The following is a 13,409-nucleotide window of genomic DNA, read 5'->3' as shown; positions in this document are numbered from 1 at the left end:
AGGTATTAAGCAGCTAATTAGGATTAGCTTCTATTTTGACTTCGCAGACGAACGAAGTCCGTCTTTGCGACAAGCCCCATCGGCTTGACCCCGCACTAAAGCCCCGCAAGCGGGGTACCCCATTTATGGGGCTTTAGGGGTTTTGAAAGGGCGTAGCCCTTCATCGCAAAGCTGGGCTTTGCTCAGCTGCGAAGTCAAAAGTAGTTTATCTAATTCAGCCATATTTTTACCTTTTGCTAATTGTATAAAAAATCAGTTTAAATAATTATAAAGGAGGTTAAATGAATAGAGCAGTAGTCCAGCCAATAGATAAAGATAAATTCAGAGTATATAATACTTTTTCATATCAAGGGGTTTATATTCCTAAAGGCTTTGTAACTAATGGGGCTAATATCCCTAGGCTTTTTTGGAGCCTTTTCCCACCAAATTCGCCTGAATACCTTAGTGCTGTGGTGATACACGACTATATGTGTGCTAATGTGAGTGAGTATGGGTATGAGATGGCTGATAGATACTTCTATGACGCTATGATTGATATAGGTGTGGCTAAATGGAAAGCTAAGCTATTTTACTTTTGGGTGAAGTGGTATCATAGATTTAAAGTGTTTAAAAATAGGTAGAATGGTCACATTCCAAATTTTCGCCACAAAACAACCATTTAAGGTTGTTTTCATATTGCGAAAATTTTGTTTGGTTCTTTAGGGGCGACTTGTTGCCCCGTTAAAAGAACATAAAAATAATTAGGAGGTAATAATGATAACACAAAGAGTATTAGTAGTCATAAATGACCGTGATTTACAAATGAGCAAAGAAAATCTAATAAACTCTGTAATTAAGGTATTAAATGATAAACATAACGCAGATATAGAAAAAACATATATCGCTGAAGTATTTAATACTAAAACTAAGGAGACCTTTTGGGTAGTTGATGATGCTCTAAAGGCTATGCTAAGATTAGATACAAATGTACTAGAGAATAACTACGCTACAAAGGATATGCTAAAAGGCGTTGTAGCTGGTGGGTCAGTAGAGTTAAATGGTAGTGGTATGAGCCAGCAGCAAATCCAAACCCTAATCTCTCAAGCACTCATTAATAAAGTAGATAGAGCCGAAGTATATAGCAAAGATGAAGTAGATGAGGCTTTAACTAATCTAGCTACTAAAGATGAAGTAAATGCTAAGCTAGATAGTTCTACATATACTACTGATAAGGCTACATTTGCTACTAAAGATGAGCTAGGGACTAAGGCTAATAGCTCAGAGTTAGCCCAATATACTACTAAAGATGAGCTAAGTACCTTAGTATATACTAAAAGTGAAGTAGATGAGAAGGTAGCTACAATCTCTAGTAGCAGTGTTAATTTAGATGGATATGTAAGAGAGGAGGCTTTAGCTAATCTAGCTACTAAAGATGAAGTAAATTCTAAGCTAGATAGCTCTACATATACTACTGATAAGGCTACATTTGCTACTAAAGATGAGCTAGGGGCTAAAGCTAATAACTCAGAATTAGCAAATCTAGCTACAAAAGATGAGCTAAATAATCTAGCAACCAAAGAAGAATTAAATACTAAAGCTAATATCTCAGAGCTAGAGAGCTTAGCTACTAAAGCAGAATTAGCTAATCTAGCTACTAAAGAGGAATTGCAAGAGGCTATTACTAGCATTCCTACAGGTGGTGGCTCACTAGATGCCAATGAGCTACAAACAGCTATAACCTCCAATGAAACCATCACTAATCTAAGTAGCGTAGTAGCAAATCTAGCCTCAAATATGCAAGGAGCTACATACGCTCAAGTAGCTGCGATGCTAAACTATAGCTCTAGTGGGGCTAGCTTGCCAAAAAGCCTTGCTATATACTCAGACTATAGCCTAAAAGAACGCAGTGGTGATACAGTAGTTAAGATAAAGATTAAAGAGTGTATAAATGATAGCTATGCAACACTAAGTGAGCTAAAGCTTTATGGTAGCGATGGTAAGCAATATGTAATGCATAGCTATACCGATAGCTCACTAACTAGTGCTAAGCTAGTCTATAAAGCCAAAGATGATGGAGTAATCCCTGAGCTAAGTGGTGTGAGTGCTACAAGTAGTGAGTGGAGCAAGGGCGAAGATGAGATAGAAGTGGATATAAAGGCAACATCAGCATTTAGTGCCTTTAATGCGTATAGAATAGGTGCTAGATTTAGCAGTAGTAGTGGCTGGTGTAGTGCTGGTAGTGCTGCAAATAAAGATGAAGTAACTATAACTATTAAAGATTTTACCCCAGCTAAGCTAGAGATAAGAACAGGATATGCTAATAATACGCATTTGATTACTAAATCTAGCTTTGTAGTTAGTGCTGGGGAGCTTTACTCTGAGGAGCTAGCAGCTAATGAAGGCGATAAGAGTAGGGTTATATCATTAGACTTTAATAAGATGAACTTAAATCTAAATGGTGATAAGTATGTAGAGTTAGCTAAGGCTTGGAATATAGTACCATCACAGTATGAGCCTAACTATACTATAGGTAAATTATTAGACTTAATAGGAGAAGTAAGTGGTGATAAGCCATTTAAATTCACTCTAAAAGGTATAGCAATACATACTGATAGCTATGGTACTGGTATAACTAATGTTGAGTTTTTCAACCCTGAGGGTGCTAGGCTATATCCTAAATATGTTCAAGTAACTAGTGGCGATAATGTAGCTACATTTATCCTAACTAAAAATGAGAGTGAAAAAACTGAAGTAGCTAATACTATCCCAGCTGATTATGACTATAAAGCTGCTAATGAGTATAAGGTAATAGCTAAGAGAATATCGCCTCAATATGGTGGAAATTATCTATTTGAAAAGATGATGTTCTATACAGCTGCTGGTGGGTATAATAATGAGTATCTCACAGGTAGTGGGGTTGTCCATTTAGAATTTGAGTGTAGCTTTGTCCCAGCTAAGGTGCAGTATATCCAAAGCCCATATGGACACGGAAAGGCTACTGGGTATGATATCTTAATAGATGATGCTGTGGTATCAACTGTAATGTATGCTGGTGGGAGCTATGACTATGAGACGCACGACCTAGCTAATGTTAAGTTTAGAGTACCAAAAGAGGCCACGCAGTGATTTGGGGCTATGGTATTATGGGGCTAATCTTAGCCCTACTATGGTGGCAAAATGGTAGCTTACAAGATGAGCTAAAAGAGCAACACACTATAAATAAGATGGCTATTAATGCTAATGAAAGGTGGGAAGCTGAAATATCTAAGCTAAATAGCGAATTTGCTAAGGGGCTAGAGACCCTAAGTGAATTAAAAAGCAAAAAGGAGGTAGAAAGAGTGTATGTCAAGGAGCGTTCAAGTAATACAAATAGCTGTATTGATGCTATTAATGCTGTTTATGAGCGGTTGTGGGAGCGTGAGAATAACAGAACCACAAGCAACGCCAAAAGCTCATATACCAATGAGCCTATATCAGCCAAGTAAGCCTGACTTTAGCAAAAGGGCTAAGAGCCAAAAAGAGGCTAGTGATATGGTATGGGAGCTATATCTATATATTATGGAGTTAAACTATGGAATGGAAGCGTTAAATGATGGAAAATGAAGTTTTAAAAATGGTTGAGAGCGGTGGTATCATCGCTCTTTTGACAGCTGGTGTGTTTCTTCTTTTTAAGACATCTAAAACGCTCTATGAAGGTAGAATTCAAGATTTAAGAGAGAGCAAACTAAATAGACAGCAATTAGACCTAGTAGGCGATAAGATAGATGCAGCTATAAGTGAGATAAAATCTAGCAAAGAAGCTATTGTAACAGAATTGCAAAAGCAACATTTAGTAAGCGAGAGCAACTCTACCAACCAATTAGCTATGATTAGAATGCTAGAGCAATTAGCAAATACTAAGCTTGATAAGATAGAAAATGATTTAATCGAAGTGAAAAACAGCACTAGAGATACTCAATCTATTTTACAAAATATCAGGGCAGCTAGTGCAGCTAGAAGACAAGAGAATAACATAAAACTAAGAGATTAAGGAGGGTAAGATGAGTTTAAGTAAAGATGGATTAAATGAGCTTATAAATGAGCTTAAAAGAGAAGAAGGTTTTAGAGCGAGTATATATCAATGCTCAGAGGGAGTGGATACTATAGGCTATGGGTTTAATGTGGCCTATCTAACTAAAGATGAAATAGCTCTAAATGATGGTGTTATAGAGCCAATGAGCGAAGAAGTAGCTACTCAAATTTTAAATCGTAAAGTTAAAAAGCTTATAAAAAGTGTAGATGAAGTTTATAGCTGGATAGATAATCTTCCTGAAGTGGTAAAAATAGGAATTTACGATATGATTTATCAGCTTGGTATCAAAGGCTTTGGTAGCTTTGTAAATACGCAAAAGTATCTAAAGCTTTTAGATTATCCTAAGGCTATAGAGAATATCAAAAACTCTAAATGGGCTAAGCAAACCCCAAGGAGAGCTAATAATCTTATTAAGAGATTAGAAAGGGCTAGGGGATGACTATAAAAGCTTTTTATGAGTGCTGATATATATCGCCTAAGTTGTATTCTATAGCGTGGATATAAAAGCAATTATTATCAATAGTGCCAAATATCCTGCTATCTCCAGCTCTAATTATAAAAATTTGTGAGTCTTGTTTGGTAAAAAAATGCTTAATTTTGTCATTACTCCATCTCCATTTATCAATGTCGCACTTTTCGCAACCACCGATAGATTGTTCTTTTTTGGTGTGGATAAGCTCGTGTGGTTTGTTCTCTCTTATATACATAAGAGTTCTTACTATTTTTTGAACCTTTAAGTTCTCTTTGAAAATATATGATGAGCTAGTAGGTAAGCCAAATTTACAATCATCTATAATCCTTGTAAAGCTAATATCAAGGTTTTTAGGGTTATTCTCTTTTAAATTTGTATTATAATTTTTGTTAGTGGTCTCTTTTATTCTCATTTTTCAACCAGTGGTGTAAAAAAGCTTTTTAAGCTCTCAGTCGTGATTTCATTATTTTGACCTTTTTCATATACACTAAGCCACGGCATTTCCGTGTGCGTTTTATCTCTTAATCCATAGGCTGAATATTTATTGTAAATCTTTAATACTTCGCTTATTAGCTCAGTTTGCTGTGGATGAAGATTAAGGGCACCTATTTGCTCATCATTCATCGCTTCATCTTGTAGTTTTTCATCAGTTAGATTTTTCGCCCATCTATAAACCGATGGCACAACCGGTCCGTGTAGCCACGCTTCTATTTTATCCTTAAATAAAGGTGCGTTAAACATAGCCAAATGGTAGCCTTGAATATAATAAAGCAACTTTAAAAGCTTTAATCTACTTGTATATTCTATAAACTCATCATCACTGTTTTTTAATAAAGCTAAAGCTAATTTAGCGGTATCTATGGCTGATATAGTTGTCATCTCTATTCTCCTTAATACTTAAAATTTATCAAAAATAAGCTTTAAATTTGCTTTTATTAGCTTAAACCGCACAAAAAATATAAAATGGCTTAATTTTAGGTAAATTTGAACCTAGGCTTTATTAGTTATTTTTATCTAATAAAAGCCTATCTAAATACTCTCCCCACCACTGCATAACTTTACGCATATACTCTATCTGCTTTGAGCGGTTATATACTGCTCTTACGCTATTTTTATCTTGATGGGCTAGGCAACGCTCTATTATTTCGCTACTTTGTTTATGTGCTTCTAAATTTTCGTGAGCTAATGTGCTAAACATAGCTCTAAATCCGTGAGAGACAAGCTCATCTTTAGTGTATCCCATACGCCTTAAAGCGGTATTTAGCGTATTTTCGCTTAATGGTCTTAGATCGCTTTTTAAACTCTTAAATAGATATCCGCCCCAGCCTTGAAGCTCTTTATATTCGTTTAAAATTCTTACCAAACTTGTGCTTAATGGCAGCTCAAATTCACGCTTCATCTTCATTTTATTAGCTGGTATTGTCCAAATTTTATTCTTTAAATCTATCTCATCCCAGTGAGCAGACCTAGCGTTAAATGGCCGCACTGCGCTATAAATTGCTAATTTTAGAGCGTATTTAGTCGCTATATATCCATTATACTCATCTATAGCTATCATCAAAGCTTTTATATCTCTATCTTTTGTTAGAGTAGGGTAGTTTTGCTTACTAACTGATTTAAATGTATATTTATAGTTTATATCAGTTGTGATATTTCTTGTGATGTGATTAGCGGATTTATAGACTTGAGAGATTAGGTTAAAGAGCCTTTTTGGCGTATCAGAGCCATTTTCAAACTCTTTTATAGCCTCTATTATATCAAGCGTTGTTATCTTACTTATATCCATATTTAGCAGTTTTTTAGGCTTTTGTAGCAAAATTCTATCACGCTTTATACTACTTGGCGCTAGCGTGGCACTCTTAATCTCTAGTAATCTATCAGCCAAATCCCCAAATGTAACGCCACTATTTTTTAAGCTCTCGCCAGATTTTAAGCGACTTAGCATATCAAATGCTATCTCTTTTGCCCTATTTAGGCTAATATCCCCATACTCGCCTATAGCTAGGCGTATTTTATTAGCTTTATTTTCAAATTCAAAATATTTATTTCCACTTGGCATAACTCTAACCATCAATCCGCAGTAGCTACAGCTTTTGCGATATATCTTATCTGTTGGCTTTAGTGATTTTAGCTCTTTATCTGTCATTGGCTTTTTATGCATTTTTTACTCCAAAATAAATTTACTTACAATTTTGTAGATTTTGAGCAATTGTAAGTAAAGTTGTAAGTAAAGTTTATTAAAAATAGTTAAACAAAATAAAATAAAACTAATTAAAAAGAGTATAAAAAAATGTGTTAAATCCCGATAAATAGGGGTTTTGTAAAAATAAACGAAAATAAATAAAAAGGGATAAAAAAATAAAAATGGTGGAGGTGTGCGGGATCGAACCGCAGTCCAAAAATAACAAACCCACAGCCTCTACATGCTTAGCAGAAGTGAAAATTTCACCCAGCCGTGCTCACTTCCCAAAACAACTAGCCAAGCTAAGACTAAATTTCACCTTACTACTCGTCAAATAGCAAAGCTACACTATCTAAGATTACTCGCTGATTTAGCTAGATAGTATCGCCAAATAGCAAGGCTCAACTGAACTTACGCAGCTTTAGCGTAAGCAGGAGCGAATTTAACGTTGTTTGCGTTTAATTTTATTTAGGCTTTTTAAGCTATGCCCAAAGCTGCATGCCACCGTGACCTCACTACTCCTGTCGAAGCCAAGTCACCCCCATAAAAAGGCAATTATAATACTCAAATTTGTCTTAAAATTTAATTAAATATCTCATTAGGGATAGCGATGATTTTGGGATTTAGAATTCTTAAATATATCTCGTCATTTTCTATATCATCTAAATAGCCTTGCATCTGATCAGCTACTAAAAGTAGCCAGTCAATAAGCTCATTTGAAGCAGTCGCGCCTGTTCCACGCTTAGATTTTAGTTTTGCTGTGATATCTTCAGCCAGCGTAGTTAGTTTGACTACTGGGGTTAGTTCTAAGTATTGGCTTGCAGTTTTGATATTGTGAAAAATTCTATTAAGCTCATAGCTACTAGCATCAAATTTATCATTCCTACCCAAATTTACAATGAGCTTATCGAGTAATCCATTCATCACGCCAAAGTGTGTTAAATAGTCCTCGATAATGTCTAGATCGTAATCTGCTTCTAGCTCTTTTAATAAACCCATCATTTACTCTTTGATTTTTTGCCAAATTGTAACAAAATTTAGGTTAAATTTAGTAAAATATTTCAAAAAATTAAAGGAAAAGCGTGAAAAAAATAAAAATCACTGATTTAATCGCTAAGAAAAATAGAGAAAAAATCGTTATGATAACAGCCTATGATGCTTTGTTTGCTCGGCTTTTTGATGATTATGCTGATATGATTTTAGTAGGCGATAGCTTAAATATGAGTTTTGGCGGTGCTAATGAGACCTTAGGGATAAGTGTTGATGAGATGATATATCACGCAAGAGCCGTTCAAAGGGGTGCTAAAAGGGCTTTTTTGGTGGTGGATATGCCTTTTGGCTCTACTATAACGCCAGAAATTAGTTTGAAAAATGCTGTGAAAATTTACAAAAATACTCTTTGTGATGCTGTGAAAATAGAAGGCTCAAAAGAGATAGCGCCTACAATAAAATTACTAGATCAAAATGGAATCGCTGTGATCGCTCACATAGGTTTAAAGCCTCAACTCTCACGCCAAGAAGGGGGATATAGAGTCGCTGGCAAGGATGATAAAGAGGCAAAATCCATCCTTGAAGATGCTTTGGCCTTAGAGTCTGCTGGGGCGAAAATGGTCTTAATAGAAGGCGTCCCAAGTGATCTAGCCAAAGAGATAACAAAAGCTCTTAAAGTGCCTACTATCGGGATTGGGGCTGGTGCTAGCTGTGATGGGCAGGTGCTTGTGTGGAGTGATGCGTTTGGGTTTTATGATGAGTTTAGGCCTAAATTTGTTAAAAGATATATGGATGGGGCGAATTTGATTCGTGAAGCGATGAAAAATTACGCTGATGAAGTAAGAAATATTAAATTCCCAAGTAGTCAATATGAATATACCAAATAACAAAATAGTAGATATCAGGTTGCCTAGCGAGTGGCTGGAATTTGGGATTTTAGAGGGGTCGCATTTGATAACTTATGCGAATTTAAGTGGCAAGGTAAATCCGCTATTTGTAAGCTCTGTAGAGAATATTTTTAAAAAAGATGATGAATTCTATCTAATGTGCGCTACGGCAACTCGCTCTAAAGAGGCTTTAAAGCTCTTGCAAAAGCATGGATTTAAGGCAGTTAAGGAGATTAGGGGCGGGGCGTATTATTATGAAAAAATGGGTGCGAAATTTGATAAATTTGATTTGTAGGACTAGGATTTGGATAGGATTGTAGAGATTGAGAGAGTTAGCTTTGATGCTGAATATGAAGTGAGCTTAAGGCCTTTAAATTTTGATGAGTATATTGGTCAAGATAAGATTAAGGCGAATTTAGAGGTTTTTATCGCAGCGGCTAAAAAGCGTGGTGAGTGCCTAGATCACGCCTTGTTTTATGGGCCACCAGGACTTGGCAAGACAACTTTAGCTCATATAATTGCTTCTAAGATGAACGCAAATATCAAGATAACATCAGCGCCAATGATAGAAAAAAGTGGAGATTTAGCAGCTATTTTGACAAATTTAGAAGAAGGTGATGTGCTATTTATAGATGAAATTCACCGCCTAAGCCCAGCTATTGAAGAGGTGCTTTACTCGGCTATGGAGGATTTTCGCTTGGATATTATCATAGGTAGTGGGCCAGCGGCTCAAACTATTAAGATCGATATACCTAAATTTACGCTAATAGGCGCTACGACTAGAGCAGGGATGATCTCAGCTCCACTTCGTGATCGCTTTGGGATGCAATTTAGATTACAATTTTATAACGCTGATGAGTTAGCTCAAATCATCTCTTTAGCGGCTAATAAACTAGGTAAATTGGCTAGCAAAGAGGCTAGTTTAGAGATAGCAAGGCGTAGTCGTGGGACGCCTAGAATCGCTCTTAGGTTGCTTAGGCGAATTCGTGATTTTGCTGAAGTTGCTGATGAGAGCAAAATTAGCCACGAAAGAGCTAAAATAGCGCTTGATAGCTTAGGGGTAAATGAGCTTGGATTTGATGAGATGGATCTAAAATATCTAAATATTTTAGCTTATTCTACTCGTGCGCTTGGGCTTTCTACTATAGCTGCAGCATTAAGCGAAGATGAGGGGACTATAGAGGATGTTATAGAGCCGTATCTACTAAGTAATGGATATATCCAAAGGACAGCTAAAGGCAGAATTCTAAGCGATCAAACTTATAAAATGTTTGGTAAAAAACCACCAGTACATATAATGAGTGAGTCTGAAAAAGGGCTTTTTGATCAGTAGGTTGATTTAAGAGTTTAAAGCAATTAAAATGGGGAAATTTAAATTAGATAAAACCACTCTTAAGCTTGTTGGAATTTGGGATTATAAAGCACCAAAATCCCAACTAAAAGAGTTAAAAAAACTAAAAATAGATAAGCTAGATTTAGAAAATTTAGAGCATATTGATTATGCGATGGCAATTTTTATCTCAAAAAATTTTGGAGATTTTAAGCTGATTAATTCAAATGATAAATTTGATAAAATCTTTGCTTTAGTACGTGATAATGATATTTTAGGGCTAAAAATTTATAAACCAAGCAGTATAAATTCACTTGAGAAAATTGGCAAAATATTTATTGATATACGGCTAAATATTATTAATTTTTGTATATTTTTGGGTAAGTTTTTATTTTCACTTTTAGATGGGATTAAAAAACCTACTAAAATTCGGTTTGCTGAATTATCTAATCATATAGTTAGCGCTGGTTTTGGGGCTATAGGAATTGTAGGGCTTACAAGTTTTTTAATTGGAGTAGTGTTGGCCTATCAAGGGGCAAGTATGCTTAGCCAGTTTGGAGCTAGTATTTATGTAGTTGATATTATGGGTATTATGACGCTGCGTGAGGTTGGGCCGCTTATTGCTGCGATTGTGATTGCTGGACGCTCTGCATCTAGCTATACAGCGCAAATTGGAGTTATGAAAATAACTGAGGAGATTGAAGCGATGAATACAATGGGCTTTGATCCATTTAAATTTATTGTTATGCCTAGGATTATGGCACTGATAATTGCAGTACCACTAGTAGTATTTTTGGCTAATGCTATTAGTATTTTTGCTCAGATGATTGTATGTAAAATTTATTTAGATTTTAGCTTTTATGAGTATTTACAAAGATTTAAAGAGAGTGTAGAATTACGGCATTTTTTTGTTGGAATGCTTAAGACGCCATTTTTTGGTGCAATGATAGGGCTGATTGGGTGTATGAGAGGATTTGAAGTTAGTGGGAGTACTAGTAGCGTAGGTGAGCTAACTACTAAAAGCGTGGTAAATGCGATATTTTGGATTATTGCTTTAGATGCGTTATTTTCAGTGATTTATACAGAGCTTAAAATATGATAGTTTGTAAAGATATAGTAACTACATATGGTGGCAAAGTAATACATGAAGGAGCAAATTTTCATATAAAAAGCGGTGAAATTTACGGCCTTTTAGGTGGATCTGGAAGTGGTAAAACTACACTACTTAAAACTATGATATTTTTAAAAAAACCAGCTAGTGGTAGTGTAAAAATTGGCGGCGTTGATATCTGGAGAGCCACACAAGAAGAACAACAAAATATTAAGCTGCAAATGGGTGTTATGTTCCAGTTTGGTGCACTTTTTAGCAATATGAGCGTATTAGATAATATTGCAATTATGTTAAAAGAGTATAGCAAATTTGACTCAAGCGACATTGATGAGATTGCTAAAATGTGGTTAATAAAAGTTGGTCTTAAGCCAAACGCAATGAGTCTATATCCTAGCGAGTTAAGCGGTGGAATGAAAAAAAGAGTAGCTTTAGCTCGTGCTTTAGCACTTAGTCCTAAAGTTTTATTTTTAGATGAGCCAAATTCCGGTCTAGATCCTATCAGTGCTAGAGCAATGGATAGACTAGTATGTGAGCTGCGTGATAGCTTAGGTATTACTGTAGTAATGGTGACTCACGATGTGGATAGTATATTTAATATTTTGGATAGGTTTTTGATAGTTGATAATAAAAAAATCGCTTTTGAAGGGGATTTAAAACAGGCTTTAGCATTTAAAGATAATCCCCTAAAAGATCTATTTTTGATGAGGTAGGAGATGGAAAATAAAAATTCATATTTTATAGCTGGACTATTTTTTTGCTTAGTTGTAGGGTTTATTGGAATATTTTTATTATTTATGCAAGGATATAATAGCAAGGAAACAAGGGATTATTATATAGTTACAAAAGAGCTGCCAAATGGGATTAAAAAAGATGGCGAGGTACGATTTATAGGTGTGCCAGTAGGGCATATAAGAGATATATATTTTAGCGATCCACACTCAGCAACGATTGAGATTTGGCTTAGTATAGATGATAATTTGCCTATTAAAACTGATAGTCAAGCTATTGTAGAACGCTCAGGTATTAGTGGAATTGCTTATATAAATATTACTAAAGGTAGCGATACGGCTAGAATTTTTAATAAAAATGAAAGAGCTCAAATTAGCTTAGGTGAGGGTTTATTGGATAAAATAGGCTCAAGAACGGCAAATTTAACTGTAAGTTTAGATAAAATTGCTAGCAAAATCGATGAAGCCTTAAGGCAAGAAAATTTAGATAAATTGCTAAATTCAATCAATAAAATAAATTCGCTAATGAATGTTATCGCAAGCGATAAGAATTTGGATAAAATCGATGTAATTATCGATAATTTATATATTGTTTCTCAAGATTTAAAGAGTGCTAATCTAGATAGACTCGCAGCTAATTTAGATAAGAGTATTAGCGATATAAATACTGCATGGAACAATATCGATGAGCGTATAAGTAGTGGCCAGATCGATTTTAAAACTATGCTAGCGCCAACTATTAAGTCCGTTCAGCAAAGCATAGATGAACTAAATGATTTAGCAGAACAAATAAAAAATAATTTAAATAATTTGGAGGATAACCCTTATGAATTTTTCTTTAAAAGTAGAGATTAAAAGCACTATTTTAGCAGTGATTTTTGGCGTATTGATGTCTGGATGTTTAGCCAAGGATGCTCCAAAATTAAGCTATTATGAGTTGGGATATAATAACGATAGCAATGCAACTCAAATTTGCGATAGAAGAGCTGATTTGATGCTAAATTTAGCCTATATCAAAGTACAAGATGGTTACAATAGTCGTGATATTATTACAAAAGATGGTATAAATGTATCAAAAATGAATAATGCAAAATATATCGCTAGCCCCAAAGATATGTTAAAAAAAGCACTGGTATTATATTTAAATAGCAATTGCCATTTAAAATTGAGCAGTGATGCAAGTTTGCAAATGGGATTAAATATTACTGAAATGAGTATTCAACCAAGATATGCATTTATTCAGATTGCACTAGAACTAAGCCAAAATGGAAAAGTAATATCAAATGAGATAATTAGTGCTAAAAAAAGTTTTGATGGTTTAAATGATGCTACGAGTAGTGAAAATATTGCAATGAATGCTATGAATTTGGCACTAGAAAATGCTTTATGGCAAATTCATCAAGCAGCATTAAGGTATAGATAAATGCTGTGATCACCCTAGCACAACCCAATCTTGCTAGGGTGAATCCAATGCTAAAACCTAACATTATCTATAAACCAAAAACTCTCAAATTCACTCTTATCCCATAGTCAACCCATTAACCTCCCCCAAAACCCACAAATTTAATCACACCCCCATAATATTTTAATATCTCATCCAATCCAATCTAAATTCCACTCTAAAAATTATAAAATCACTTAGCCTAAATCTATAATAT

17 protein-coding genes and 1 other RNA gene are annotated in these 13,409 nt (G+C 35.0%); 13 read left to right on the top strand and 5 right to left on the bottom strand.

Annotated elements, in window-relative coordinates; all coding sequences use genetic code 11:
• Positions 1-281: 281 nt before the first annotated feature.
• The 6 genes from CIGNP91_RS05825 to CIGNP91_RS05805 all read left to right on the top strand — a co-directional run bounded on the left by CIGNP91_RS05825 (position 282) and on the right by CIGNP91_RS05805 (position 4,490).
• Positions 282-620, top strand: a complete 339-nt coding sequence (locus CIGNP91_RS05825) for a DUF1353 domain-containing protein (protein ID WP_086253646.1) — start codon at positions 282-284, stop codon at positions 618-620.
• A gap of 133 nt (positions 621-753) precedes the next feature.
• A complete protein-coding gene (locus CIGNP91_RS05820) occupies positions 754-3,105 on the top strand; it encodes a hypothetical protein (protein ID WP_086253645.1) in 2,352 nt (783 codons plus the stop codon).
• Complete coding sequence (locus CIGNP91_RS05815) at positions 3,102-3,464, top strand: hypothetical protein (RefSeq protein ID WP_086253644.1); 363 nt, start codon at positions 3,102-3,104, stop codon at positions 3,462-3,464. Before CIGNP91_RS05820 ends, CIGNP91_RS05815 begins: the two co-directional genes overlap by 4 nt.
• Positions 3,442-3,582: a hypothetical protein gene (locus tag CIGNP91_RS08535; protein WP_180382843.1), complete on the top strand. Its 141-nt coding sequence runs from the start codon at positions 3,442-3,444 to the stop codon at positions 3,580-3,582. The genes CIGNP91_RS05815 and CIGNP91_RS08535 overlap by 23 nt, the downstream gene beginning before the upstream one ends.
• Positions 3,569-4,009 (top strand): hypothetical protein, encoded by a 441-nt coding sequence (locus CIGNP91_RS05810; protein ID WP_086239249.1) that lies wholly within the window; start codon positions 3,569-3,571, stop codon positions 4,007-4,009. Before CIGNP91_RS08535 ends, CIGNP91_RS05810 begins: the two co-directional genes overlap by 14 nt.
• 10 nt (positions 4,010-4,019) lie before the next feature.
• Positions 4,020-4,490, top strand: coding sequence for a glycoside hydrolase family protein (locus tag CIGNP91_RS05805; protein WP_086253643.1), 471 nt, complete (start codon positions 4,020-4,022; stop codon positions 4,488-4,490).
• 13 nt (positions 4,491-4,503) lie between these two features.
• On the opposite strand, the gene CIGNP91_RS05800 is transcribed toward CIGNP91_RS05805, so the two are convergent.
• From CIGNP91_RS05800 to CIGNP91_RS05780, 5 genes are all read right to left on the bottom strand, one after another.
• Positions 4,504-4,935, bottom strand: a complete 432-nt coding sequence (locus CIGNP91_RS05800) for a hypothetical protein (RefSeq protein ID WP_086226673.1) — start codon at positions 4,933-4,935, stop codon at positions 4,504-4,506.
• Positions 4,932-5,402: a Panacea domain-containing protein gene (locus CIGNP91_RS05795; RefSeq protein ID WP_086253642.1), complete on the bottom strand. Its 471-nt coding sequence runs from the start codon at positions 5,400-5,402 to the stop codon at positions 4,932-4,934. Before CIGNP91_RS05795 ends, CIGNP91_RS05800 begins: the two co-directional genes overlap by 4 nt.
• A 121-nt stretch (positions 5,403-5,523) precedes the next feature.
• Positions 5,524-6,684: a tyrosine-type recombinase/integrase gene (locus tag CIGNP91_RS05790; RefSeq protein ID WP_086253641.1), complete on the bottom strand. Its 1,161-nt coding sequence runs from the start codon at positions 6,682-6,684 to the stop codon at positions 5,524-5,526.
• A 204-nt stretch (positions 6,685-6,888) separates the two neighbouring features.
• Positions 6,889-7,248: a transfer-messenger RNA gene (gene ssrA / locus CIGNP91_RS05785) on the bottom strand.
• Positions 7,249-7,287: 39 nt separating this feature from the next.
• Positions 7,288-7,704: a phosphorelay protein gene (locus CIGNP91_RS05780; protein ID WP_086229779.1), complete on the bottom strand. Its 417-nt coding sequence runs from the start codon at positions 7,702-7,704 to the stop codon at positions 7,288-7,290.
• An 83-nt stretch (positions 7,705-7,787) separates the two neighbouring features.
• On the opposite strand from CIGNP91_RS05780, the gene panB reads away from it, so the two are divergent.
• The 7 genes from panB to CIGNP91_RS05745 are packed head-to-tail and all read left to right on the top strand — an operon-like array spanning position 7,788 to position 13,174.
• On the top strand, positions 7,788-8,582 hold the full coding sequence (gene panB, locus CIGNP91_RS05775; RefSeq protein ID WP_086225162.1) for a 3-methyl-2-oxobutanoate hydroxymethyltransferase: 795 nt from the start codon (positions 7,788-7,790) through the stop codon (positions 8,580-8,582).
• The gene (locus CIGNP91_RS05770; RefSeq protein WP_086253640.1) at positions 8,566-8,877 is read left to right on the top strand and encodes a rhodanese-like domain-containing protein; all 312 of its coding nucleotides are present in this window, start codon (positions 8,566-8,568) and stop codon (positions 8,875-8,877) included. The genes panB and CIGNP91_RS05770 overlap by 17 nt, the downstream gene beginning before the upstream one ends.
• Before the next feature lie 9 nt (positions 8,878-8,886).
• A complete protein-coding gene (gene ruvB / locus CIGNP91_RS05765; protein WP_086253639.1) occupies positions 8,887-9,915 on the top strand; it encodes a Holliday junction branch migration DNA helicase RuvB in 1,029 nt (342 codons plus the stop codon).
• A 28-nt stretch (positions 9,916-9,943) separates the two neighbouring features.
• A complete protein-coding gene (locus CIGNP91_RS05760; protein ID WP_086253638.1) occupies positions 9,944-11,011 on the top strand; it encodes an MlaE family ABC transporter permease in 1,068 nt (355 codons plus the stop codon).
• A complete protein-coding gene (locus CIGNP91_RS05755) occupies positions 11,008-11,733 on the top strand; it encodes an ABC transporter ATP-binding protein (RefSeq protein ID WP_086226642.1) in 726 nt (241 codons plus the stop codon). Before CIGNP91_RS05760 ends, CIGNP91_RS05755 begins: the two co-directional genes overlap by 4 nt.
• 3 nt (positions 11,734-11,736) lie before the next feature.
• Positions 11,737-12,606: an MlaD family protein gene (locus CIGNP91_RS05750; RefSeq protein WP_086234257.1), complete on the top strand. Its 870-nt coding sequence runs from the start codon at positions 11,737-11,739 to the stop codon at positions 12,604-12,606.
• On the top strand, positions 12,578-13,174 hold the full coding sequence (locus tag CIGNP91_RS05745) for a hypothetical protein (protein ID WP_086232481.1): 597 nt from the start codon (positions 12,578-12,580) through the stop codon (positions 13,172-13,174). The genes CIGNP91_RS05750 and CIGNP91_RS05745 overlap by 29 nt, the downstream gene beginning before the upstream one ends.
• Positions 13,175-13,409: the final 235 nt, after the last annotated feature.

The organism is Campylobacter sp. P091 (assembly GCF_002138935.1).
Taxonomy (GTDB): domain Bacteria; phylum Campylobacterota; class Campylobacteria; order Campylobacterales; family Campylobacteraceae; genus Campylobacter; species Campylobacter devanensis.
This window is presented reverse-complemented; position numbering and strand designations above follow the sequence as displayed.